Raw genomic sequence first — 23609 nt, 5'->3', positions numbered from 1 at the left:
CGCCCGGCCTCAGCCGGCGTCGGTGGCGAGGACGACCAGGCGGGCGTAGGTCGAGCTGAAGCGGTTCTGGTCGAGCGGGGTGTTGGTGTACTGCCAGAAGGTCGCCCAGGTCCAGCCGCCCGGCAGGGTGCCGGGGGTGGTGGCGTAGCGGGCGAGCCACAGCGGGTTGGTCGCCGAGAGGGCCTTGCTGTTCCCCGTGCACCGCGTCCACCAGTCCGTGGTCGTGTAGATGACCGCGTCGCGGGTGGTGAGCCGCTTGTACTCGGCGGTGAAGGACTTCACCCAGGCCACCATCGAGGCCTTGCTCAGGCCGTAGCAGGTCGACCCGTACGGGTTGTACTCGATGTCGAGGACGCCGGGCAGGGTGCGGCCATCGGGCGACCAGCCGCCGCCGTTCTTGGCGAAGACCTGCGCCTGCTTCTTGCCGCTGCTCGTGTTGGGGGTGGCGAAGTGGTAGGCGCCGCGGACCATCCCGGCGTAGTACGAGCCGGTGTACTGCGAGCGGAAGTACGGGTTCTTGTAGCCCGTGCCCTCGGTGGCCTTGACGTAGGCGAAGACCTTGCCGGACTTCACCTGGGCGTCCCAGTTGACGTCGCGCTGCCAGCTCGAGACGTCGATGCCGAGGACGCCCTTGGGCACGAAGGCCTTCTTCTTGACGGCCGCGGTCCGGGCCGAGGCCAGGGCCGAGCCGGCGCCGACCCGGGTGGTGGCGGAGGGGGCCGTGGTGGAGGGCAGGGTGGAGGCCGCGCTGCGGCCGGCCGTCGGGGACTGCTGGCGCCAGCCCATCGTCGCGTTGCCGGGCGTCACCCCGGCGGCTCTGGCCTCGGCGGTGAGCACCGGCCGGGTCGGCGCGGCGTCCGCGGTGGTGGTCTGGAAGGCGGTCAGACCGGCGACGGCCGCGGTGAGCAGGGCCGCGGCGACCCGCGGGGCACGGGGCAGGGGGAGCATGAGGGTCCTTCGGGGGAGGCAGGGCAGGGGGAGGTCCCGCCTTCTCGGCCCGCCGCACGGCGCGCCGCCCCCGAAGAGCCAGGACCGCGGTCAGCCTAGGCATGCCGGACGGCGGAGGGGAAGAGGACGAAAGACCTTCACAGGTCCGCGGTCAGCCGAAGTAGAAGCCCCGGACGTGCGTGGCGACGCGGCCGCCGCGGAACGTCACCTGCTGGGTGCTCCAGCCCTGGCAGGGCACCGGCTGCCACTCGTCGGAGCGCTTGAGGTCGAACTGCTTGCCCCGCAGCAGGTGGTCGGCCCGGGCGCGGGTCATCCCGTCCCGCAGCTGGTCGAACTCCGCGGCGGTCGTGCAGGTCGCGTCCCGCCGCTCACCGGCGTTGACCACGAAGGTGATCCGGCCGTCGTCGGCCTGGATCAGCATCGCCCGGGTGCTGCTGCAGGCCCGGGGGTAGGACTGCGACCAGACCCCGCGCTCCGGGCCCCACCAGACCGCCCGGCCGTGCAGCAGCCCGCGGGCCTGGGCCAGCGTCATGCCGACCTGGACCTCCTCCAGCGCCGCACGGCTCACGCAGCGTGCCGGCGGCTCGCCGGCCCAGGCCGCCGCGTCCGCAGGGAGCGCGCCGGCGCCGGCCACCAGTCCGGCGAGGGCCAGCAGCGGGGTCACGATCGCGCGGAGCCGTCGACGACGGGCCATGGGGCGTCCTTGGGTGCTCGGGGGAGGCGGGCGCGACCATCTTCGACCGGCTCGCGCCCCGGTCCCGCGTGCGACACCCCGGCGCACCTGGCCGCGCCGGGGGTCGGTACCAGATCGTTATGGCCCGGCGGCGGCCGGGCCGCCGGCCGGCCACAGGGCGCCCCGCGGTCGGTGATGTCGGCCGTGGTCAGGGGTGATGCACCCCGGGGCCGGATCCCGGACCCGTCCGGAGCCGTGCGGACCGCTCTCCGGCGGGCCGGGCAGGACGTGACCGGCCGCTAGTCTCCTCGCGACCTCGCACGTCGGCGCAGCCGGAGCCGGGGTCGTCCCCCGAAGGAGTTCCCGTGCGCCGTCGTCTCACCCTCGGCGGCCTCACCGCCGCCCTGCTCACCGGCCTGGTGCTGCCGGCCGCCGCGGCCCCGCCCGCCCCGACCCCGCCGCCCGAGGCGCCCGGCTTCGAGCGGACCGTGGGCCCGGCCGGCACCGGCCGGGTCACCGACCTGCCCGCTGCCCTGCGCCGGGACGCGGTGGTGACCGCGCTGGTCCAGCTGGACGGCGCGCCGGTGAGCGTGCGCACCCGCACGGCCGGCGTCGGCACCGCGACGGCGACCCGGCAGGTCGCCCGCCTGCAGGCCACGGCCGTCCCGAGGCTCGAGGCGGTGGGCGCCGACGTGCTGGGCCGGCTGAGCACCGTGCTGAACGCCGTCCAGGTCCGGGCGCGGGTCCGCGACCTCGACCGGCTGGCCGCCGTGCCCGGCGTGCGGACCGTCCAGGTCTCGCGGGTGGTGCACCTGACGAACGCGCGGTCGGACCGGGCCACCACCGCGGACGAGGTGTGGGACCGGCTGCACCTGACCGGTCGCGGCCAGGTGATCGGGGTCATCGACACCGGCATCGACTACACCCACGCCGACTTCGGCGGCCCCGGCACCCGCGCCGCCTTCCAGCGCAACGACGGCGCCACCGTGGAGCGCGGCACCTTCCCCACCCGGAAGGTGGTCGGCGGCTACGACTTCGTCGGCGACGACTACGACCCCGACGCCACCGGTCGCGCCGCCACGCCGAAGCCGGACAAGGACCCGCTGGACTGTGACGGCCACGGCTCGCACGTCGCCGGCACCGCCGCGGGGGCCGGCGTGACCAGCGGCGGCAAGGCCTACACCGGCCCCTACACCGAGGCGGCTCTGAAGAAGTCCTTCACGGTGGCCCCCGGCGCAGCACCGCAGGCGACCCTGCGGGCCTACCGGGTCTTCGGCTGCGCCGGTGGGGCCGGCGACGACGTCATCCTCCAGGCCATCGACCGGGCCGTCCGCGACGGCGTGGACGTCGTCAACCTGTCCTTCGGGTCCTCGTGGGGCACGGACGACGACCTGCAGACCCAGGCCGTCAAGGCCGCCACCGCGGCCGGTGTGCTGGTGGTCGCGGCGGCGGGCAACGACGGCTCCGGCCCGTACCTGGTGGGCAGCCCCGGCTCGGCGGACAGCGCCCTGGCCGTCGCCGCGGTGGACACCGAGCTGGTCGGCACGGCCCGGACCGCGAGCTTCAGCTCCGGCGGCCCGCGGCGTCTCGACTCGGCCCAGAAGCCCGACCTGGCGGCGCCCGGCGTCTCCGTGCCGTCGGTCGCGTCCGGGACGGGGAACCGCAGCACCCGGATGTCCGGCACCTCCATGGCCTCCCCGCACGCCGCCGGTGTCGCCGCCCTGGTCCGCCAGGCCCACCCGACCTGGAGCCCCCTGCAGGTCAAGGCCGTCCTGGTCTCGACCGCCTCGGCCACGCCGGTGGCCGGCTACGACTCCCGGCGCCTCGGCACCGGGTTGGTGCAGGCCCGGCGGGCGGCGTCGGGCCAGACCTACGCCTCCACCGGCGGAGGGCTCGACAGCCTGCGCTTCGGCCTGGACCAGCTCGGCGGGGCCCACACCGAGCGACGCTCCTTCGCCCTCACCAACCGCTCCTCCAGCACGGCCCGCTACGCGCTCGGCGCCACCTTCAGCTCGGCTCGGCGGGGGGCGACGCTCACCACCTCGCCGTCGTCGGTGACGCTGAAGGCCGGGACGTCGGCCACCGTGACGGCGACGTTGACGCTCAGCGCGGCCGCGGTCGCGGCGCTGCCCGGGGCGGCGGCCTCCGACCACGGGGCGCTCAGCACGGTGCACGGGGTGGTCGTGGCCACCCCGGCCAAGGCGACGGCGTCGCACCCCGGCCTGCGGATCGCGTTCCTCGCGGTGCCCGTGCCGCTGTCCGCGGTCGCGGTGACCCCAGCGGTGAGCGCCGGGAGCGCCGGCGACCCGGCACCGCTCACGCTCACCAACCGCGGACCGCACGCCGGTACGGCGTCGGTCTACCAGGCGCTGCTGACCGACCCGACGGGCGACGCGGGCGACGGCGAGGTCGCCGACCTCACCGACCTCGGCGTGCAGTCCCTGCCCGCACCTGGCGACGACCGGCTGCTCGTCTTCGCCGCAGGCCAGGCCACGGGCACGTCGACCCACGGCACCCGTGAGGTGGACGTCAGCCTCGACGTGGACGCGGACGGCGATCCCGACTACTACGTGTTCACCGAGGACACCGGCCTGCACGACGAGGGCTACCCCGACGGCACCCTGACCGCCTTCACCTACGCCGCCGACGCCCGGCCGGGCGACGCACCGGTGGACCGGCGCCGCACCTCCGCCCCGGCGAACGGCTCGACGGTGCTGCTGCCCGTGCTGGCGAGCAGCATCGGGGTGACCGCGGCCAGCCCCAGCCTGCGGATCGGCGTGCAGGGCTTCAGCGTCGTCGACAGCGGACAGGACGACGTGGCCGGCACCGCGCGGTTCCAGCCGTTCCGGCCCGCGCTCAGCCAGGGCTCGAGCGTCACCGTCGCCCCCGGCGCCACGGTGCACGTGCCGACCCACGTCGACCGGACCCAGCTCCCCTCCCAGACGGCCACCGGCTGGCTCGTCGTCACCCCGGACGACGCCGCCGGCCGGGAGGCGGACCGGGTGGCGCTGCAACGCCCCGCGCCCGCCCCCGTGGCGGCTGTCGGACGCTGAGCGGCAGCACCCACCCGGCGCCCCCGGCCAACCCGGCCGGGGGCGATGATGACCGGCATGCCCACCGCCGCGCTCTCGCCCGCCACCAAAGCCCTGCACACCTGGTCGCTGTTCCGCACCCTCGACCGCTACGTCGCCCCCGGCTCGATGCCGCTGGGCGGGCTGCCCGAGTCCCCAGGACCGGCGCCCGACCTGCTCGCCCTGCCCGCCGAGCTCGCCCGGCACGGCTACGGCAGCGCTCAGCTGTGCCACTTCTACCTGCCCCGGCTGGACCAGCCCTACCTCGCGGAGGTGCGCGCGGCGTTCGCCGAGGCGGAGGTGGTCCTCGAGTGCCTGCTGGTCGACGACGGCGACCTGGCCGACCCGGTCGAGGGTGACGCCCAGCGCGACTGGGTCTCCACCTGGCTGACGGCCGCCGGGGACCTGGGCGCCGTCCGGGCCCGTGTGGTCGCGGGCCAGCAGCCGCCGACCGAGGAGACGTTGACCGCGAGCGCCGGCCGGCTCCAGCAGCTGGCCGACCGGCACCCGGAGGTCCGGCTGGTGACGGAGAACTGGCACGCCCTGCTGCCCGACGCCGCGGCCGTGACGGGGCTGCTGGACCGGACCGGGGGGCAGGTCGGCTTCCTCGTCGACCTCGGCAACTGGAAGGGCCCGGACCGGCACGCCCAGCTCGCGGCCGTCGCCGGCGTGGCCGAGACCTGCCAGGCCAAGGTGCGCACCGACGCCGACGGCCGGCTGGACCTGGCCGAGTACCGCACCTGCCTGACGATCCTCGCCGACGCGGGCTACGCAGGGCCGCTCGCCCTGGTCCACGACGGCCCCGACCCCGACGAGTGGGGCCGGCTCGAGGACGCGCACGCCGTCGTGCGGTCGGTGTTCCCCGCGGGCTCGCCCGGCTGAGGCGGGCGCCGACCCCGTCCCGTCCACCGTCAGGACACGCAGCATTCACGTCGCTGAAGGGTTACAGGGCGAATTTCCTACCGCTAGTGTTCTGCTCACCCCGACCTCCGCTCCGGGTGCGCGGCCAGCGCAGACCCGGCCCGACCCGGAGCGACCCGAAAGGACACCGCATGCGTGAGCCCACCCTCGGCGCCAGGCTCGGCGCCGAGTTCCTCGGCACCTTCTGGCTCGTCCTCGGCGGCTGCGGCAGCGCTGTCCTCGCGGCCACGTTCCTCACCGAGGACGGCGTCCAGCTGGGCATCGGCTTCGTCGGCGTCTCCCTCGCCTTCGGGCTCACCGTCCTCACCGGCGCCTACGCCTTCGGCCACGTCTCCGGCGGGCACTTCAACCCGGCGGTCACGATCGGGCTCGCGGTCGCCAAGCGGTTCGAGTGGAGGGGCGTCGGTCCCTACATCGCCACCCAGGTCGTGGCCGCCTCCGTCGCCGGTGCGGTGCTCTTCGCCATCGCGTCCGGGAGATCCGGCTTCAGCGCCGTCGAGAGCGGCTTCGCCTCCAACGGCTACGGCGACCGCTCCCCGGGCGGCTACGGCCTGGTGTCGGCCCTGATCGCCGAGATCGTGCTGACCGCGGTCTTCCTCTACATCATCCTCGGCGCCACCGACGACCGCGCGCCCAAGGGCTTCGCCCCGATCGCCATCGGCCTCGGCCTGACCCTGATCCACCTGGTGTCGATCCCGGTGACCAACACCTCGGTCAACCCGGCCCGCTCGCTCGGCGTCGCGTGGTTCGCCGGCGGCGACGCCCTCAGCCAGGTCTGGTTGTTCATCGTCGCCCCGATCATCGGCGCCGTCATCGCCGGCGCCAGCTACGCCCTCATCACCGGCGCGAACGAGCCGGGGGCGGTGGACGAGGGGATCGCGAACAACCCCGACCTCGGCACCGCGCGCGCCGGCTGAGACGGACCTGGCCGTCCTCGAAGCCGTCGTCGACGCGTCCCATCGGGGTCACGGTCTGACGGGCTCGACCCCACCCGCGTCGGCGACGCGCGCGGAGCCCGAACGGCGGTCCCGATCCGCCGGAGGCGTCCTGGTCGAGGACCGTGCGGGCGCACCCGGAGAGGCCAGGCCCGCGCGACCTGCTGGCGGCAGGTCGGGGTGGAGGCGAGGCCGGGACCGGCGGGCGCCCGCGGCCGGAGGTCTTCCTCACGGCCGGGCCTGAGGCCAGACTGGGTCGCGAGAGGAGGGGAGGAGCACATGCGAGCAGCCGAAGGTGACCGGATCCACTTCGAGGGGAAGGTGGTCGGGACGCACGCGCACACCGCGGTCGTCGTCGAGGGCCGCGGGAAGGACGGCGCACCGCCGTACCTCGTCCGTCACGACGACGGGCACGAGACCGTGGTGTTCCCGGGGCCGGACGCGTGGATCGAACACCGGGAGGACGCCTCGACCTCACCGGGCCCCGGCGACGACCAGGGATGAGGCCCGGCGCCGGGCGGTGACCCTGCGGTGTCGGCGGAGGACGCGGGGACGAGCGCACCGCCTCCGGCCCAGGTCTCGCGGTCACCTCTGGAACGCCTGACGCCGGCGCACGTCGTCGGTCCAGCGCTCCGGTGCCCGGCCGCCGTGGTCCGCTGCGGCGTGCCGAGTTCCCGGCGCGGCCCGATCGCGGGGAGGCCCGATACGCTCAGCGCTACCGCGGGTACGTCGAGCAGGGTCTCCCCACCTTGTCGTCTTCGGTGGAACGCCGATGGCCGGCAGGTCGAGGACGGTGCCGTGAGTCCCAGGTCGAGCCCGTCTGCACCGGACCACCTGCGGGCGCCGGCGCCGGATGCTGCTCTGCTCGCCTCCGGTGGCGCGTGATGCTGCCGTTGCGGCAGCGCTACCGCGACGTGCTGCAGCGCTCGAACCTCGATGGACCCGGGGCGGCCGCGACGTTGCCGCAGATCCTCACCCTGGCGTGCGTGGAGGTGCTGCCGGTGGCCGGAGCCGGTCTGAGCCTCACGGGCGAGCTGCGGGTCCCCTTGAGCGCCAGCAACGTCGCGGCAGCCGAAGCTGAACGACTGCAGGTCAGCCTCGGGGACGGACCGTGCCTCGAAGCAGCCGCCGGCGCTCGGCCGGTCGCCGTCGACGCGGACCGGCTCGGCCGCCGGTGGCCCGTCTACGCCCACGAGCTGCGCCGCCGCACCCCGTTCCGCTCGGTCGCCTCCCTGCCGCTGACCTGGCCCACGGGCCGGGCCTTCGCCGCCCTCGACCTGTACTCCACCGACCCGTCGGGGCCGTTCGACGATCTGGCCGAGGTCCAGGCCGCCCTCGTCCCCGCGACGACGGCCGTGCTCCTGGAACAGCGCGACTGGCTCCTCGGCCCGGCCGAGCAGCCGGAGCACGACCCCGCCGCCGGCCGCCGGATGGCCGTCTGGAGTGCGGTCGGGATGCTGATGGTGGCCGCAGACGCCACCTACGACGACGCGCTCGCCCTGCTGCGCAGCTACGCGTTCAGCTGCGACCTGGACCTCGACACCGCCGCCCGCCTGCTCCTCCAGCACACCGTGACCACCGACGACGTCCTCACCCCGCCCTGACCCACGGTTCGGGGCCGCCCGGCGGATCCGTCGCACCCGTGGGGACCGACCCGCCGCGCGCCGCGATGGTGGCGGGAGCCGGACCCGTGCACCGTCAGCGTGCCGCCACCCGGCGCCTCGGGCGGCGGCGCTCCCGGATGGGCCGTCTCAGCCGTGCCGCGGTGTCCGGGCAGTCCGCACCGCCTCGTCCACGACGCTTAGGGCGACGGTGACGAGGTCGGTGCCCTCGTGCTGGCTGAGCGCGCGGAGCCGCTCCAGAGCCCGCCCCTCGCTGACCCCGCCGCGGCTCATGACGATCCCGACCGCCCGCTCGACGGCGACCCGGCCGTCCAGCGCGGCCTGCAGCTGGGCCACCAGCCGGCGGGCCTGGGCCAGGACGTGGGCGTTCTGCACCGCCACCGCGGCCGGCGCGGCGAACAGCTCGCCCAGCTCTGCGGCCCGCTGGTCGAACACGCCCTCCGAGTGGGCGTACACGTTCATCGCCCCCAGCACCCCGCCCGGGGTGACCAGGGGTAGGGACACCACGCTGTGCACCCCCAGCCGCACCACCTCGCGGCCGAAGCGGCGCCACCGCAGGTCTGAGCCCAGCGACCCCGCGACCACCGTCCTCGCCTCAGCGGCCGCGGTGATGCAGGGCCCTTCCCCGATCCCGTACTGCACGTCGTCGACCTCGCGCACGAACGGTGCGGTGACCACGACCATGGCCGTCCGACCGCCCTCCAGGAGCGTCAGCCCGGCCCCCTCCGCACCGGGGATCGCCTTCACCGCGAACCCGGCCACCCGGGTCAAGAGGGTCTCCAAGCCCAGATCGGCCGAGGCCAGCCTCGCCAGACCCGCCAGACCGGCCCGCAGGTCGTCGTCCTCGCGCGCAGGCCCGTCGGCCACCGGCTCATCCGTCCGACCAGCGCCCCTCGCCGTCCAGTCACCCATGCTCTCCCGCCCTCCGGCCATCACGACCACCCGCCTCCCAGCACCTCGGTCGACGTCCCCTCTCGTCGGCGACGGACACGGTCCCCGGCCAGCCCAGCGAGGGGGTGGCGACGGGGACCGGGCCTTCGGCACCACGGGCCGTCGGGCCCGCGTCGGCAACGGGCTCCCGCTCGGCGGTCGGGGCGCCGGTCGAGTCGAGCCACGCTGAGGAGCAGCAGCCAGCGACGACGACGACCAGGACGGGCCGTCGGCAGCGGGTGGCCGGGCGTCGAGAACGGCGACGTGGGTGACACCACCAGATGCGCCTCGGGATCGGGGCCTGCGCGTAGCTCTGGGCGGTGGACACGAGCGTCATCAAGGCCGCGGCTGCGCGGCGGCCCCGTTCCCAGACCGGCTGACGACCAGCGTCCCCACCGTAGCGCGATCGTGATCGTCCGACCGCCCCGGTCCCCTCACCGCCAGCATTGAGTTCGTCGGGGAGGTGGAGGATGATCGGGGCTCTGCGGTGCGGGGGGCGCTTGCACCGCCCCCCGTACCGCGCCGGCCACCGGTCTCGATCCAGAGAACCCCGGCCCGGACGAACGCGTACCCACCGGATCCGGCTTCACGCAGTCCGGCCTCGCGGTGGGACGCGACGGCGGCCACGACGCGCTGACAGCAGCGTCGACCCGGTGACGATGCGCCCGACCGACCGGGGTCTGCCGAGCGACCAGAACGCTGGGTTGACGGCGACGGCGATCCAGCTGGCGACGGGCTGGGCGTCCCCGAGGAGACCGCGGCCGAACGCGGTCGGGGCGAGGGTCGCCAGCCACGCGCCGGTCCAGACCGCCCTGCTCGCGGTCGAGAGGCCGTGCCACGTGTCCTGGTCTTCGCACGGCCGGGGCTGAGCCGCGCCGTCCCTCGCTCATCGCGGGAGGCTCCCGGCTGGCTGACGCGACCGCGGGTCGATCGGTGGGCGGGCGCCGCGGCGAGGATGACGAGGACGACCGCGCGCTCGAGTCGCCGGCCTCACCGGTGGGCTCGTCGACCGCGTCCGAGCGGTCGTGCCCGACGAGCCGAGTCCTGTGCCGTTCCGGAGGATCGCCCTGGGCGTGAGCTACAGGCCGAAGAACGGACGGCACCCCTCATAGCCGGCGATCTCGACCGTCTCCCGCTGACGGGAGGCCTCCCAACGGGTGCGAGACAACCGCAGATGCACCATCGTGTCCGCCCCCTGCCCGGTCTCGGTCCTGTGGCGGCTCACGCCGTTGTCCTCGTAGCCGACGGCGCGGCTCACTCCGAGCGAAGCGGCGTTGTGATGCCATGCGGACGTGACGGCGTACTCGGCACCGAGCGGCCCGAAGGCGAAGGCCAACACCGCGCGCCGGGCCTGCTTCCCCCAGCCCCGCCCGCGAGCATCCGGTGCGAGATGCGAAGCGCTGTCGACCGTCCGCAGCACGGGGAAGTCTTCCCCCTCGAGCGACTGCACGCCGATGATGCGACCGGCCAGCACGACGACGAAGTCGAGGCGCCAGTCGTCGACCGACCAGTTCCCCACCGCCTGCCAGTAGGACTGACGGGCCGAGACAGCGCTCCTCGTGCGCTGGTCCAGGCCGGTGAAACGGGGAAGGCTCGGGTTGCCGCTGACCTCACCCGAGAGCGTCGCTGCTATCGCGTCGAGATCCGCTTCCGTCGTGGGCCGCAGCAGCAGGTCAGGGGTCCTCAGGGTGATCCTGGTCAACGGCCACGCGTCACTGTCCACACCCGCGAGGTTAAGACCTCAGCCGTCCTCCAGGACCCGCAACCGTCGGGGACATCAGGGGATCACCAGCGACGGAACTCCGGCCGACGGGAGCCCGGAGATCACCACAGCTGTCGAGGGCGGGGCTCGGGGTCTCCGACGGTGACGAACACCCCGCACCCCCTGCGGGGGCTTCGTGCCGGTACCGGCTGGTCCACGGTCTCAGCCGACGATCACGGCGCTGTCGCTGGCGGCGCTCCCAGCGTTGAGCGGGCAGCGTCCCCGGGCCTCGCCGCTGGTGGCGGTCGCGCTCCAGTGCCACTGCGGCCCGACGGTCACCAGGAGGCTGCTGGGGATGCCGATGTGCAGCTGGTCGTCCATGACGTGGAGGTGGTCCTGGACGTTGCTCGCTGAACCCGAACCGGTCGGCGCTGTGAGCTGGAGCGAGACCGGGACGGCGGCGTGCACCGTGGCGGTGATGACCAGGGCAGGCTGGTCGTGCGCCGTCACCCTCGTCCCCGGGCTCGCGGTGAGCTGCACCGTCAGATCGGCGGAGATCGTCGTGGCCATGGTGAAGCCGATCACCAGCTGGTCGTCCTGCGTCATCAGGTCGACCGAGGTGATGGCGGCTTCTCCTCTCGGGACGGCGCCGGCTGGGGTGCAGGAGCTGGCGAGGTCCGCTGAAGCGGGCAGCGCGGTGGGTGCGGCGTGTCCGTGCGTGTGCGCGTCGGCCTCCGGGGCTGGCGCGGCAGGACGGGCAGACGCCGAGGTGCAGCCTGTCGCGGCGAGGGTGAGCAGGAGGGCGAGCGACGCGCCCCGCAGGCCCGGAAGGGGTCTGCGGGGACGCATCGCAGCAGAGGCGGTGTTGGTCACGACTTCTTCACGGTGACCGTCGTCCGCATCCACGGGTGGACCAGGCACTGGAACTTGTGGACACCGACCGCGGGGTGCTGAGCCGCGGACGAGGTGCCGGCCGGCACCAGCGTGCCGAGGAACTTGCCGAAGTCGCAGTTGTCGACCGTCTCCGTGACGGCCTTGTTCCACTCCTCCACACAGCCCTTGCCGAAGGTGTCGACCTCGGTGAAGGTGTGGATGATCCCTCCCACGTTCGTGGCCTCGATCGCATCACCTTGGTCGAGGCCGATGGCCCGCTGCCGGATCCACCATGCGCCATCACCACCGTCGGCCAGTTCCTCCCGGAACTCCGGCAGCGTGACGCTGCCGGTGGACCTGGTGCACAGGCCGGGGAACTCCACGTCCCAGCTCGCCTTGTCGCAGGCGTCCCGCAGTTCGAGGACGCGAGCCTTCGGCGAGTCGGCGTGCGCGGCCCCCGGTACCAGCAACGGCAGCATCGCCACAGCGAGCGCCGCGTAGACGGTCTTCTTGAACTTCACGCTGATCTCCATCGTGATGGCTCCGCCGAGAGGCAGAGGCGAGTGATTCCTCGCACGATCGGATGTGCGAAGAATGGATCCGTGCCGCGGCTTTCGGGAGGACCAGGACACGGGTGGCACAGCGGCTCGCATCGCACGCAGAACGCGTCGGGATACGAACCTGGCAGCTCCTTTCCCGGCCCTGAGATGAACCTTCAAGTGGAGTATCTCGGCGGACGTGGACGCCGCCCACCCTCAAAATGGGAGGTGCGACCAATGCATCGTTCGAAGGCGTTTCCTCGACGAGTTCGCAGCGCGATCTGCGCGGTCCCGGAGGCGGAGACGCGGCTTGCAGGCCGAGGCTCGCGCAGTGTCCACTCCTGCGCCCGTGGTCCTGGGACGACCGCTGCGGGCGCGACCTCCCGGCGGGCGGTGTGGTTCCACGGGCCTGGGTCGTACCGGCGTCGCGTCCGGGCTGCCCAGGGCAACAGCGATGGATCAGCTCCCGCGAACCCCGGCTCTCGGCCTGACCAGTTCGTCAGTTCGCCGGCCGCACGAGCACGGCTGGAGACAACCGTCTGACCCGCCGGCAGAGCTCATGAGGGGATGAAATTCACGGGGCCCAACGCGGTGAGTGCTTCCCGCCGTCGCGTCACACTCGTCATCGAGGCGTGGATGAGGCTCTGCTCGTGGTCTCTTCCTCATCCATCCACCCCCGGGCCGAACCCGCTTCAACCGCTTCGCCAGCACACCGCTGACGGCGGACGTTCTCGGGCCCCAGCCCACCCTGGTGCAGCAACTGCTCCTCGTCTCCAGGGACCGGTACGCCACGGTCACCGGTCACCAGCGGCGCACCACACCGCCCACCCCCTGACCGGGTACGCCCTCCGGACGCGGTGCTCTGGTCCACCGCGGTGTGGCCGGCGGCGTCGACCCCCCAGGACGGTGACGGGGGTTCGGCCTCAGGTCGACGCGCGAGGCTGCCGCCCGGTCCGAGGGCGTCGACCACGACGTGCGTCCCACACCGGGGTACTCGCGGGACGCTCAGGACCGGATCACTCGAGGGCTGCGATCTGGCGTTCGAGGAACCGTTGTTCCGCAGCGTTGTCGGTGAGGCTGCGGGCCCGTTGGTAGGCGTCCCGGGCTTCGGCAGGGCGGTCGAGGCGGTGGAGGAGGTCGGCTTCGACGGCGTGCAGGTAGTGGTAGCCGGCCAGTCGGCCTTCCTGGTCGAGAGTCCGCACCTCAGCGAGGGCCGCTGCGGGCCCGGCGATCTCGGCGAGGGCGACGGCGCGGTTGAGGGCGACCACGGGTGAGGGCCACACCTGGAGGAGAGCGTCGTACAGGCCGAGGATCTGGGCCCAGTCGGTGGTTCGGCCGTCGCGTGCGACGGCGTGCTGGCAGGCGATGGCGGCTTGGAGGGTGTGCCGGCCGGCGCGGGGGTGAGGCAGTGCAGCCATCACCAGCTGGTGGGCGCGTCGGAGGGCGAGGTGGTCCCAGCGGGTGGGGTCCTGGTCACGCAGCTGGATCAGCTGGCCGTGTTCGTCGGTGCGGGCCGCCCGTCGGGCGTCGGCCGCCAGCAGCAGGGCGAGCAGCCCCGCGACCTCGGGTTCGTCGGGCAGGAGCTCACGCAGGGTCTCGGCCAGACGAAGGGCAGCGTCGACGAGATCGGCACGGACCACGGAGGAGCCCGTGGGGGCGGTGTACCCGGTGGTGAAGAGCAGGTGCACGACGCCGAGGACACCGTCGAGCCGGTCGGGCAGCTCGGCAGCGCTCGGGAGGCGGAAGGGGATGCGGGAGCCGGTGATCTTCTTCTTGGCGCGGGTGATCCGCGCGGCCATCGTGGTCGCCGGTACCAGGAATGCGCGAGCGATGTCCACGGTGTCGACCCCGCACACCAACCTCAGGGTGAGCGCGACCTGGGCCTCCACCGCGAGGGCGGGGTGGCAGCACAGGAAGACCAGCCGGAGCCGTTCGTCCGGCACGGTGGTCTCGTCCTGGAGCCGTGGCTCCATGTCGGCCTCCCCTTCCGGAGACGTCAGGTGCGGTTCGACCAGCAGCGGCAGCTTCGCCTTCAAGGTCTGGTCCCGCCGGACGGCGTCGATCCCCCGCCGCCTCGCTGTGGTGGTCAGCCAGGCGGCCGGGCTTGCGGGGATCCCCTCGCGACGCCAGGACTGGAGGGCGGCGGTGTAGGCCTCCTGGACGCACTCCTCCGCGAGATCGAGATCGCGGACGGTGCGAAGCGTCGCGGCGACCACGTAGGCCCACTCGGCCCGGTGCGCCTGCGCCAGGGCGGCCTCGACCAGCGCCCGGTCGGTCACGCCGCCGGCTGCTCCAGGACGCCACCGCTGTGCACGGGCCGGACCTCGACCCCACCGCCGGCCTGCACGACCGGGTTGGTACCAGCGATGGCGAGTGCGGCGTCGAGGTCGGGAGCCTCCAGGATGTAGAACCCCGCGACGACCTCCTTGGCGTCGACGAAGGGGCCGTCGGTCATCCCGTCGGCGCGGATCGAGGTCGCCAGGTCGCGCGGGGTCAACGCATAGGCCAGCAGCATCGAGCCGGACCCCGCCAGCTCCTCGGCGTGCTGGTCGGCGGCTGCGGTGTCGGCCTCGGTCGCGTCGGGGGCGTGGACGGAGTCGTCGGTGTAGATGAGGACGGCGTACTGAGCCATGGTGGCTCTCCTTCCGGTAGGGCTGGATCGATCTCTACACCCCTCCGTCGGACAGCGACGCCGGAATCGACAGCGCCCGGAGATCTTCTCGTCACCTCTCGCAGGACGAGCTCTGCCGGATGCGAGGGTGCTGCGATCTTCGCCCCCGACTCCGCGGTCTGGGCCCGCCGGGTGGATCCGCTCGTGCCGGGGCACACCGCCGCGTTGCTGGTGCTGACACGGGATCGGCGGGACCACGCACCCACTGGAGCGCGCGGGCGCCTCGCGCGGACGTCTCGACGGCCGTCATGCGTTGACGTGCAGCGTGACGCGACCCTTAGGCTGCTCTCAGGACCACGACCAAGACCGGTTGCTCGTTCGGCGCGGTGGGGATCGTGGCCGGAGCGGGTCGGCGCTCGGAGCCGGCCTGGTCATCGTTGTCGCTGTTGGTGCGCTCGACCTGACTGGGGACCGGGACGGGCACGACGAAGGGCCCTCGTGGTGCCAGTTCCCCCGGTTGTGCGGCTACTGCGCCCCTGCCACCCCTGGCCGAGGTCCAGCCGAGCTGTCAGACCTCTCCGCTTGGCTCATGGACGAGCGTCGTCGCGCTGTCGCTCCCGGTTCATGGGCCCGACAACTCCCGCCTGCACGCTCCATCTGCTCGTATCCCCCTGGAAGGACCACTCTCATGTTCGATGAGGGCAAAGTTCAGACGCTCCTGCTCGCCGTCTTCGGTCTCGTGATCATCGTCGTGGGCATCGCGCTCGCGGCCGGCGCCCGGAAGGCGCAGTACAGCGAGACGGCGCGGGTCGGGTTCAACACCCTGGTCGCCATCGTCATCGTGGCCATCGGGATGGGCGCCATCGGCTTCGCGGCCTTCGGGCGCCGGATCCTGACCGCTCTCGGCATCGGCTGAGACGGGTGCCCGAGCTTCGCACCGACGACGGTCCGCGCAAGCTGCGCGCTGTCTGGCTGGGCCCGAAGGGTGCCACGCTCCCCTTCGAGTGGACCTACGTGCAGTGGTCGGTCACGCTGCTGATGATCCCGCTGGGGATCGCCCTGGTGGCCCTGCTGGTCGCGCTGGGCGGGCTGGTGACCATCGGTCACGCTCCGTGGTTCACCTTCTGGTTCGGTCTCATCTACGGTGCACCGCTCGCGATCTACCTGGCCGTGCGGCTCATGCGTGGGGTGACGTTCGACGAACCCCTGCGCTACAAGACGACGACGTTCCGCGAGGAGTTCGGGCGTCGGTCCCGCGACCGCGCTGAGGGCGTCACCCAGTGGGTGATGCCGTTCCCGAAGATCACCGAGCCCTCGGCGGTCGCGCAGGACCTGCTGGCCGGCCGCTTCTCGGGTGAGCAGGAGGAGCAGTGATGAGGCGGCGGCGGGGCGAGGACCTGGCGGTCGCCGACCGGGCTGGGGTCGACGAGGCACCCGACCCCGGTTCGCGGATCGTCCGGCAGGGTCGGGCCGCGCAGGGCTGGCTGCGCCGGCAGGTCACCTCGCAGCGAGAGGTCGTCTTCCCGCTCGCGACGGAGGAGATGGCGGGGCCGCTGCAGTTCACCCGCGGCGGCATGTTCGTCTGGTTCGTGCTGGGCGGTCAGTCGTGGGACTTCCGCACGCTCGACGACCGCCGGCGGCTGTGGGACCAGCAGACCTACCGCTACGGGCAGCTGGCGGCCTCCCGCCCGGAGGGCCGGCCGATCCGGCTGCGCGTCTCGACCCGCCCGTACCCCTCGTTCGAGTACGCGCGCTCGCTGGACGAGGAGACGCCGAACCCGCTCCCGCAGGTGCCGGGTGGTGAGTCGTGGAACGACTACCTCGGCCACGGCCAGCGCCGGCTGCAGTCGACGGGTCTGGACCAGAAGATCACCGCGCTCGGGGTCTGGGTCGGTCCCAACCCGAAGCCGGCGGTCCGCGAGCAGCTGATCCAGGGCACGGAGACGCCGTCGCGGGAGACCGTGCAGGTCATCGAGCAGATCCTCCAGGTGGAGAAGGTCGTCACGGGTCCAGGCTTCGACGCCCGTCGGGCGACCGCCCGGGAGATGGCTTTCCTCTTCCACCGGAGCCTGTCGATGGGCGTCCCGGCTCCCGTGCACGCCGGGGTCGGCGGGGACCGCTGGGAGCTCGAGGACCTGGCCGAGTTCACCGACCGCCGGGTGTGGCTGAGCGAGCCGTACGGCTCGTCGGTCCGGGTGGTCTCGGAGATCAAGGGCAGCCAGGTCAGCCGCGCCGTGGCGGTGCTGACGATGGGGATCATGCCCGATCGGACCTGGCCCGAGGACGGCCGCGACCCGTGGATGCTGGCCTCCAACCGGTTGGGCTTCCCGGTGGAGTGGTCGCTGTCGGGGACGCTGATGTCGGCGCGCACGCTCACCCGGGCGATCGAGTTCGAGCAGAACCGGGCCTCGGGGATCGCGGCGCACTACCAGGAGCACCAGATCACGCCCCCGCCCTCGGTCGGCCGGGCGATCCGGTCGGCGGCCGCGAACCTGGACGAGGTCACCGAGGGTGACAGCCGGACGTCGGCCCGCTTCCTGGGCACCGTCCGGCTGGCGGTCTACGGCCAGACCGAGGACGAGGCCCTCAAGCGGGCGCGCGACCTGGTCGACCTGTACGGCGAGCGGTTGAACATGCCGTTGCAGCACACCCGGGGGCAGGCTCGCGCGCTGCGGGAGTTCATCCCGGGCGAGCCCCGAGCCCAGCACGGGTTCCAGCGGCGGATGCCGGTCCGCTACCTCGCGTCGGCGCTGCCGAACGTCGACAGCGCGCTGGGCACCCCGACCGGCCCCTACCTGGGGTACGGCATCGGGTCCGCGCGGCGGGCTGCCCGCTTCGACATGCACTACGGCCCGGAGGTGCTGCAGACGCCGGGGCTGTTCCCGATCGTGGCGGAGCCGGGCGGCGGGAAGAGCGTGCTCATCGGGACGCTGGCCTACAACGCGGTGCGGGCGGGTCAGCCGACGATCATCTTCGACCCGTCGGGACCCCTGGCGCGGCTGGCGGCGCTGCCGGAGCTGGCGCCGTTCTCGCGGGTGCTGGACCTGACGGCGTCGAAAGCGGGCACGTTGTCGCCGTACCAGATGGTGCCGGAGCCGACGCGGGAGGCGTACACCGAGGAGAACGTCTTCAACCAGCTGGAGTACGAGCGTGCGCAGCGGCGGGGCGCGGCCGAACGACAGCAGCTGATGTTCGACGTCCTGCGGATGTGGCTGCCGGCCACCACCCTGCGGCTGCCCGGAACCGACGTGATGCTGCGGGACGCCCTGCGTCGGGTCTCGGAGCGGACGCGGAGCCGTGGGCTGCGGGACACCCGCACCAACCCGCGCTGGATCATCGAGGAGCTGGAGAACTTCCAGGAGTCGGGAGTGACCGAGCAGCAGCGCGAGCTCGCCCGTCAGATCGTCGACGAGCTCAGAGCAGCGGCGGAGTTCCCGCTCGGTGAGCTGATCATGCCGCCGCACCGCGGCCCCATCGACGACGAGGAGGTCGAGGACAAGACCCTCGTCATCGTGACGATGCCGGGCCTGTCGCCGCCCCCGGAGGCGGTCGAGCGGGAGTACTGGGGCTCGGAGGAGCGCTACACCCAGCCGTTGCTGCACCTGGCGGCGTTCTTCGCGTCGAAGTTCATCTACGGCCGGGCCCGTGACGTGCGCAAGAACGTGTTCCTCGACGAGAACCACCTGATGGGTCAGTGGGGGTCGGGGCGGGCATTCTTCGTCCGGCTGTCGCGGGACTCCCGGAAGTGGAACACCGCGATCGGCGCGGCGAGCCAGCACCCGGCGGACCACCTGTCGATCGGCCGGGTCGACGCCCTGATGGGTTCGGCGTTCGTGGGGCGGCTCACCAAGGCGGCGACGGCGGTGGAGGCCTGCCAGCTGGTCCAGTGCCCGGAGGCGTACGCACCGGTCATCCAGGCGCTGTCACCGAAACCGCGCGAGGGCCAGACGGCGGGTGAGACCGGCGAGTTCGTCTGGCTGGACCCGCTGGGCCGGCTGGGGAAGATCCGGATCGACCTGGACTGGCACCCGGCGCTGCGGGCCGCTCTGCAGACCACGCCGGGCCGTACGCGGCCGGCGGTGCGGCTGACCCCGCAGCCGACACCGTTCATCGACCCGGACCTCTTCGAGTCGGTGCCGCACATCCCGATCGACGACCACGAGGTGGCCGCATGAGCATGGCGCTCAAGTTCCGTCGTCCGCTGGTGCGGCTGCTGCTGGTCCTCGGCCTGGTGCTGGTGGCCGGGCTGGTGGCCGCCCGGCCTGCGGCGGCGGACATCTGCCAGGACGCGCCGGCGCCCATCGCGCCGAAGTCGGGGCTGCCGGGCATGCTGACGAACCAGCCGGAGAACGTGCCGGACGCCGCACCGGACCCGTTCATGGATCCGGCCGTCCCGATCGGGGACGTCTACGGCTACAACTGGAAGTGGTCGAACTTCGACCTCGGGTGCGGCAGCGACTTCCTCCGCGACCCGGTGGCGGTGACCAACACCCAGAGCGCCAACGTCGTGATGTCGGTGCTGGGCGGGGTCCTGGCCGGGCTGGGCTCCCTGGAGCAGATGGCCAAGACGTCGTCGCTGGGCTGGCTGACCGATGTCGTCAGCGGGGTGGCCGACAAGCTGAAGGGTCCGCTGCTGGCGGTCTGGCTGCCGCTGGCGATGCTGGGGGTCGGGCTGATCATCGGGTTCCGCGCGAAGCGGGCGAGCTACTCCGACACCCTGCGCACCGCGCTGATCATCGTCGGGGCGGTCGGGATGGCCACCTTCGCGCTGGTCTTCCCCGCGGTGGCCTCGTCGGCGGTCGACAAGGCGGTCGTCACGGTGGCGGACGCGGCGGGCCAGCAGTTCTCGGCCTCGGCGACGGACGCCGTGACCCGAGAGAGCGCGTACCGGACCTGGCTCACGGGCAACTTCGCGGATCCGGACTCCGCGGCGGCGCGGGAGCTGGGGCCGCGGCTGATGAGCGCGACGCACTACACGTGGTCGGACATGAAGCGCATGTCCGCCGACCCTGCGGCGAAGAAGCAGATCGACACCGCCAAGGCGGCGGAGTTCAAGGCGGTCGCCCAGGACCTCGAGACGCGCGACCCGGCGGCTTACGAGACCTTCACGGGTCGCGGCGAGCGGACCGCCCCGGCGCTGCTCGGGGTGCTGGTCGTGGTCTGCATGGGGCTGTTCATCGGCCTGGCCATGCTGATGGTCCTCATCGCCCGGGTGATGATGCAGGGCCTGGCCCTGGCCGCACCGCTGGCGGCGGTGCTGGGGGTGCTGCCGACCCACACGTCGGTGCTGTCCCGGCTGTGGGACCTGTTCACCGCGTCGATCGTGGCGGTGGCCAAGTTCGTGATCGCCGGCGGGGTGATGGCGCTGGTGCTCGCCGCCATCCAGTCGAACGACGCGTTGGGGGCGGGCGCGAAGCTGTTCTGGGTGGTGGTGGCCACCGTGGTGGCCCTGCTCCTGACGCGACCGATCCGCAGCTTCAAGACGATCGTGCCCGGACTGGACCCGAACCAGTCCTACCTGCGGACGGCGATGTCGGGGGTGGCCAGCTATTTCGGGGCGCGGATCGGCACCGAGGACGGGACCGCCGCCGGCGTCCGCAGCTCGTTCGCGGCGGCCGAGGACCAGGAGGGGTCGCGCGTCCCCGTGCCGTCGGTGTCCCCGGACACCAGCGAGTCGCTGGCGGCACTCCCCCAGCCGGTGTGGGCGTCGGCCGCCACCGCGGACCCGATCTGGACGCAGACGCCGGCCGCGGGAACGGAGACGGCGGGCCCCGACGCGGCCGCCAGTGCGGCCCCGATCAGCGCGGCCAACGCCACGGCTTGGTCTCGCGGGCAGTCCTGGCCCGGAGTGGTGAGCGGTGCACCCGCCCGTCCCGCCCTGCCGGCGGCCCCGCTGCGCCTGGGAGCAGCTCCGCTGGACGACGACAGCAGCGCGAGCCGGGGCGGGCAGCCGGGCCTCGTCCTCACCTCGTCCCAGGACACGGTCGTGGACGGTCCCGTCGTCGGGACCTCGCCGGCCTCCGCGTCGAACCCCTCGACCGCTGACTGGGCGCAGCGCCCGCGGCCGGTGGCGCCCGCCCAGGCGGGGACCGAGGTGGTGTTCCCCACCGGGATCATCGTGGCGGCCGAGGAGCACCCGCTCTACCAGCGCTCGACCACCGACGACCTGGAGCCGTCCGAGGTGTACCTGAACCTGCCGGACGCCGAGCTCGCCGAGGACGGCAGCGAGCACGAGATGGTCGCCTACTCGAGCGAGGCGGGCCGGTCGCGTGCCCCGGCGTGACCAGCTGACCTACGACCTCGGTGACTCCTCGTCGCGTGGCCCGGTGCCGTGGCTGCCCCTGGTGGTGCTCGTCGCCGTCCTCGGCCTGGTGACGCTGCTCGTGGCCGGCGTCGTCCGCAGCGGCGGCGATCCTGAGGCTGCCCCGGCCGCACCGGGGTCGACGTCGATCGCGACCGCGACGGCGGCTCCGTCCACCCCGGGGCCCGGCGTGAGCACCCCGCCGACGGGGTCGGACGCTGACGAGGCTCCCGCTGCGCCCGAGGGCAGCGAGCGAGCGGCCGTCGCCTTCGTCGACGCCTGGTTGGACCGGGACCCGAAGACCCGTCCCGCGGCTCTGGCCGCAGTCTCGGCCCCGGCTCTGGCCGAGGGGCTGATGCTCACCGACCCGGCGAACATCCCGAAGGCCACGCGGCGCGGTGCGCCGGAGCTGGTCGACGCGTCCACGTACAGCTCGCAGTTCACGCAGGCCCTCAGCACGGGTCTGACGATCGAGGTCTACCTGGTGGCTGACCCGGCCGCGCGCTACCAGTGGTTGGCCACCTCGGTGGAACAGGCCTGAGCCGATGGATCCCGTCTCCGCCAGGATGGCGTTGCAGCTCGGCGTCAGCCTGGTGCGGAACCGGGGGACGCGCTACCTCGTCGTGGGCCTGCTGCTGCTGACCCTGGCGACGAACGTCCTGCTGATCTTCAGCCCGTGGATGCTGACGGCGCAGATGACGGCCGCGCAGCGTGCGCAGCAGCTGTCCACCGCGGACGCCGGCTCCTGCGGCGGTGCGGCTGACACCATCGAGACGGACAACGCCTCCGCCGGGTCGATGTCCACCGAGCAGGTCGCCAACGCCCGGACGATCTGGCAGGTCGCCCAGCGGATGGGCACCGGCGACCGCGGGGCCGTGGTGGGCATCGCCACCGCGCTGCAGGAGTCCACCCTGCGCAACCTCGACCACGGCGACCGCGACTCGGTCGGCCTCTTCCAGCAGCGGGCCGGCTGGGGTTCTGCGGCTGTGCGGATGAACCCGGCGAAGTCGTCGGAGCTGTTCTACGCCGCCCTGAAGAAGGTGAAGGGCTGGCGCGACCTGCCGGTCACCGTCGCGGCGCAACGGGTGCAGATCTCGGCCTTCCCGACGGCCTACGCCAAGCACGAGAAACCGGCGACGGGTCTGGTGGCCCTGTTCCGCTCGAAGGCACCGGCGGGCAGTCCGGAGGCCGCGGCGGCGATGGGGTCGGCGATGTGCGGGGACGCGGACGCCGCCCAGTGCCCGCCCACCGGGATGGCCATGGAGGCCGGGCTGACCCCGGATGCGCTGCGGGTGCTGCGGTGCCTCCGGAGTGGCTGGTCGCCGTTGAGCAGCTTCGGCGGGATCGGTGACCGGCCGTCGAACGTCGACCGGGACCACCAGGAGGGCCGGGCCATCGACGCGATGATCCCGGACTACCAGTCGCCTGCCGGCCGTCGGCTGGGGCAGAGGATCGCCGACTGGGTGGTCACCAACCACGCCCGCTTGGGGGTCCGGTACGTCATCTGGAACGCGAAGATCTGGAACGTGCAGCGGGAGAAGGAGGGCTGGCGGTCCTGCGGTGCCGGTGGGAGCTGCTACTCAGGCCCTGACGACACCGCGGCCCACCGGGACCACGTCCACGTGTCCGTGTTCGGGAACCAGGCGGCGGTCGATCCCACCGGGCCGACGGGGCCCATCGTCCGGCCCGTCGACCGCTACACCCTCACCGCCCGCTTCGGGCAGTGCTCGTCGCACTGGGCGAACTGCCACACCGGGCTGGACTTCGCCGCGAGCACCGGCACGCCGGTCAGGGCGATCATGGGTGGCACGGTGGTCTGGACGAAGTGGGGTGGGGCCTACGGCAACCTCACGAAGATCCAGCACGCCAACGGGATCCAGAGCTGGTACGCGCACCAGGTGAGCAGAACGGTCGAGGTGGGAGATGTGGTGACGGCAGGACAGGTCATCGGCCGGGTCGGAGCCACGGGCAACGTCACCGGTCCCCACCTCCACCTCGAGGTCCGCACCAAGGGCACGCCCGTCGACCCGGACCGCTGGCTGTCGGCGCACGGGGTGTCGGCATGACCGAGCGCGAGAGCAAGTGGGAGGACCTGACCTTCGACGAGAACGGCCGCCTCGTCGACCTCGCGGGTCCGGTCGAGTTCGTCAGCTTCGGACCGCCGGCGCCGATCACCTGGGCAGCGGTCATGGACTTGGGCGAGGTGTTCGGCCGGCGCGCCGCCGTTCGCAACTCACGCGGGTCGACCTACGACCTGCGCATCGCCTCCGAGGCGTTCGAGGACGCCGGCGGCTGGTACGTGCATCTCGTGGGCGAGGACCAGTGGTGGGCCTGGCTGTCGATCGACGAGGAGCACCGGCCAGCGCGACCGGCGCGCGCGACGTGCTGGCCAACTCGCTACGTGTGGTCTGAGATCCGAGGCAGCTGAGCCAACCGGTCCAGGCGGCGGTGAGACGACCTCGACCGCGGGACTCGCGTGCAGG

20 protein-coding genes are annotated in these 23609 nt (G+C 73.1%); 12 read left to right on the top strand and 8 right to left on the bottom strand.

The genetic code is table 11. The annotated features are described in order from the left end of the window. Positions 1-9 precede the first annotated feature (9 nt). Both BLT72_RS00535 and BLT72_RS00530 read right to left on the bottom strand, forming a co-directional pair. Positions 10-948: a lysozyme gene (locus tag BLT72_RS00535; protein ID WP_231930239.1), complete on the bottom strand. Its 939-nt coding sequence runs from the start codon at positions 946-948 to the stop codon at positions 10-12. 151 nt (positions 949-1099) lie between these two features. Next, complete coding sequence (locus tag BLT72_RS00530) at positions 1100-1642, bottom strand: hypothetical protein (protein ID WP_091408638.1); 543 nt, start codon at positions 1640-1642, stop codon at positions 1100-1102. 344 nt (positions 1643-1986) lie between these two features. Here BLT72_RS00530 and BLT72_RS00525 point away from each other — a divergent pair, with 344 nt between their 5' ends. From BLT72_RS00525 to BLT72_RS00505, 5 genes are all read left to right on the top strand, one after another. Further along, complete coding sequence (locus BLT72_RS00525) at positions 1987-4674, top strand: S8 family peptidase (RefSeq protein ID WP_091408635.1); 2688 nt, start codon at positions 1987-1989, stop codon at positions 4672-4674. 57 nt (positions 4675-4731) lie between these two features. Beyond that, a complete protein-coding gene (locus tag BLT72_RS00520) occupies positions 4732-5574 on the top strand; it encodes a sugar phosphate isomerase/epimerase family protein (protein ID WP_091408631.1) in 843 nt (280 codons plus the stop codon). A gap of 170 nt (positions 5575-5744) precedes the next feature. Beyond that, the gene (gene aqpZ, locus BLT72_RS00515; protein WP_091408627.1) at positions 5745-6530 is read left to right on the top strand and encodes an aquaporin Z; all 786 of its coding nucleotides are present in this window, start codon (positions 5745-5747) and stop codon (positions 6528-6530) included. A gap of 297 nt (positions 6531-6827) precedes the next feature. Beyond that, the gene (locus BLT72_RS00510; protein ID WP_091408623.1) at positions 6828-7052 is read left to right on the top strand and encodes a DUF1918 domain-containing protein; all 225 of its coding nucleotides are present in this window, start codon (positions 6828-6830) and stop codon (positions 7050-7052) included. 377 nt (positions 7053-7429) lie between these two features. Next, a complete protein-coding gene (locus BLT72_RS00505; protein ID WP_091408620.1) occupies positions 7430-8152 on the top strand; it encodes a GAF domain-containing protein in 723 nt (240 codons plus the stop codon). Positions 8153-8299: 147 nt separating this feature from the next. Here the strand turns inward: BLT72_RS00505 and BLT72_RS00500 are convergent, their stop codons facing one another. The 6 genes from BLT72_RS00500 to BLT72_RS00470 all read right to left on the bottom strand — a co-directional run bounded on the left by BLT72_RS00500 (position 8300) and on the right by BLT72_RS00470 (position 14846). Then, complete coding sequence (locus BLT72_RS00500; RefSeq protein ID WP_197677143.1) at positions 8300-9037, bottom strand: GAF and ANTAR domain-containing protein; 738 nt, start codon at positions 9035-9037, stop codon at positions 8300-8302. Between the two features lie 1141 nt (positions 9038-10178). Beyond that, complete coding sequence (locus tag BLT72_RS00490) at positions 10179-10823, bottom strand: GNAT family N-acetyltransferase (RefSeq protein ID WP_091408612.1); 645 nt, start codon at positions 10821-10823, stop codon at positions 10179-10181. A 201-nt stretch (positions 10824-11024) separates the two neighbouring features. After that, the gene (locus tag BLT72_RS00485; RefSeq protein WP_091408608.1) at positions 11025-11408 is read right to left on the bottom strand and encodes a hypothetical protein; all 384 of its coding nucleotides are present in this window, start codon (positions 11406-11408) and stop codon (positions 11025-11027) included. A 263-nt stretch (positions 11409-11671) separates the two neighbouring features. Then, positions 11672-12196: a cupredoxin domain-containing protein gene (locus tag BLT72_RS00480; protein WP_157720203.1), complete on the bottom strand. Its 525-nt coding sequence runs from the start codon at positions 12194-12196 to the stop codon at positions 11672-11674. 1034 nt (positions 12197-13230) lie between these two features. Continuing rightward, a complete protein-coding gene (locus BLT72_RS00475) occupies positions 13231-14493 on the bottom strand; it encodes an RNA polymerase sigma factor (protein ID WP_091408601.1) in 1263 nt (420 codons plus the stop codon). Continuing rightward, entirely contained in the window at positions 14490-14846 is a 357-nt protein-coding gene (locus tag BLT72_RS00470; RefSeq protein ID WP_091408598.1) for a YciI family protein, read from the bottom strand. The genes BLT72_RS00475 and BLT72_RS00470 overlap by 4 nt, the downstream gene beginning before the upstream one ends. Before the next feature lie 667 nt (positions 14847-15513). On the opposite strand from BLT72_RS00470, the gene BLT72_RS00465 reads away from it, so the two are divergent. Genes BLT72_RS00465 through BLT72_RS00435 form a run of 7 tightly spaced genes read left to right on the top strand, consistent with a single transcriptional unit; the run spans position 15514 to position 23554 of the window. After that, complete coding sequence (locus tag BLT72_RS00465; protein ID WP_091408594.1) at positions 15514-15741, top strand: hypothetical protein; 228 nt, start codon at positions 15514-15516, stop codon at positions 15739-15741. 5 nt (positions 15742-15746) lie between these two features. Then, on the top strand, positions 15747-16199 hold the full coding sequence (locus BLT72_RS00460) for a hypothetical protein (protein WP_091408592.1): 453 nt from the start codon (positions 15747-15749) through the stop codon (positions 16197-16199). Next, a complete protein-coding gene (locus tag BLT72_RS00455; protein WP_091408590.1) occupies positions 16199-19000 on the top strand; it encodes an ATP-binding protein in 2802 nt (933 codons plus the stop codon). Before BLT72_RS00460 ends, BLT72_RS00455 begins: the two co-directional genes overlap by 1 nt. Further along, positions 18997-21108, top strand: a complete 2112-nt coding sequence (locus BLT72_RS00450) for a hypothetical protein (RefSeq protein WP_091408587.1) — start codon at positions 18997-18999, stop codon at positions 21106-21108. Before BLT72_RS00455 ends, BLT72_RS00450 begins: the two co-directional genes overlap by 4 nt. Continuing rightward, positions 21095-21667: a hypothetical protein gene (locus BLT72_RS00445; RefSeq protein WP_091408584.1), complete on the top strand. Its 573-nt coding sequence runs from the start codon at positions 21095-21097 to the stop codon at positions 21665-21667. The genes BLT72_RS00450 and BLT72_RS00445 overlap by 14 nt, the downstream gene beginning before the upstream one ends. A 4-nt stretch (positions 21668-21671) precedes the next feature. After that, positions 21672-23192, top strand: coding sequence for a M23 family metallopeptidase (locus BLT72_RS00440; protein WP_157720202.1), 1521 nt, complete (start codon positions 21672-21674; stop codon positions 23190-23192). Continuing rightward, positions 23189-23554: a hypothetical protein gene (locus BLT72_RS00435; RefSeq protein WP_091408579.1), complete on the top strand. Its 366-nt coding sequence runs from the start codon at positions 23189-23191 to the stop codon at positions 23552-23554. Before BLT72_RS00440 ends, BLT72_RS00435 begins: the two co-directional genes overlap by 4 nt. Positions 23555-23609: the final 55 nt, after the last annotated feature.

The organism is Friedmanniella luteola (assembly GCF_900105065.1).
GTDB lineage: Bacteria > Actinomycetota > Actinomycetes > Propionibacteriales > Propionibacteriaceae > Microlunatus > Microlunatus luteolus.
The sequence above is the reverse complement of the archived record's forward strand: the minus strand, read 5'-3'. Positions and strand labels throughout refer to the sequence as shown.

What these genes read in the sequence shown, in the direction of transcription:
- BLT72_RS00535 (WP_231930239.1), bottom strand. Translation starts at nt 948, where the DNA reads ATGCTCCCCCTGCCCCGTGCCCCGCGGGTCGCCGCGGCCCTGCTCACC.
- BLT72_RS00485 (WP_091408608.1), bottom strand. Translation starts at nt 11,408, where the DNA reads ATGACGCAGGACGACCAGCTGGTGATCGGCTTCACCATGGCCACGACG.
- aqpZ (WP_091408627.1), top strand. Translation starts at nt 5,745, where the DNA reads ATGCGTGAGCCCACCCTCGGCGCCAGGCTCGGCGCCGAGTTCCTCGGC.
- BLT72_RS00465 (WP_091408594.1), top strand. Translation starts at nt 15,514, where the DNA reads ATGTTCGATGAGGGCAAAGTTCAGACGCTCCTGCTCGCCGTCTTCGGT.
- BLT72_RS00450 (WP_091408587.1), top strand. Translation starts at nt 18,997, where the DNA reads ATGAGCATGGCGCTCAAGTTCCGTCGTCCGCTGGTGCGGCTGCTGCTG.
- BLT72_RS00530 (WP_091408638.1), bottom strand. Translation starts at nt 1,642, where the DNA reads ATGGCCCGTCGTCGACGGCTCCGCGCGATCGTGACCCCGCTGCTGGCC.
- BLT72_RS00470 (WP_091408598.1), bottom strand. Translation starts at nt 14,846, where the DNA reads ATGGCTCAGTACGCCGTCCTCATCTACACCGACGACTCCGTCCACGCC.
- BLT72_RS00510 (WP_091408623.1), top strand. Translation starts at nt 6,828, where the DNA reads ATGCGAGCAGCCGAAGGTGACCGGATCCACTTCGAGGGGAAGGTGGTC.
- BLT72_RS00440 (WP_157720202.1), top strand. Translation starts at nt 21,672, where the DNA reads ATGGATCCCGTCTCCGCCAGGATGGCGTTGCAGCTCGGCGTCAGCCTG.
- BLT72_RS00520 (WP_091408631.1), top strand. Translation starts at nt 4,732, where the DNA reads ATGCCCACCGCCGCGCTCTCGCCCGCCACCAAAGCCCTGCACACCTGG.
- BLT72_RS00455 (WP_091408590.1), top strand. Translation starts at nt 16,199, where the DNA reads ATGAGGCGGCGGCGGGGCGAGGACCTGGCGGTCGCCGACCGGGCTGGG.
- BLT72_RS00435 (WP_091408579.1), top strand. Translation starts at nt 23,189, where the DNA reads ATGACCGAGCGCGAGAGCAAGTGGGAGGACCTGACCTTCGACGAGAAC.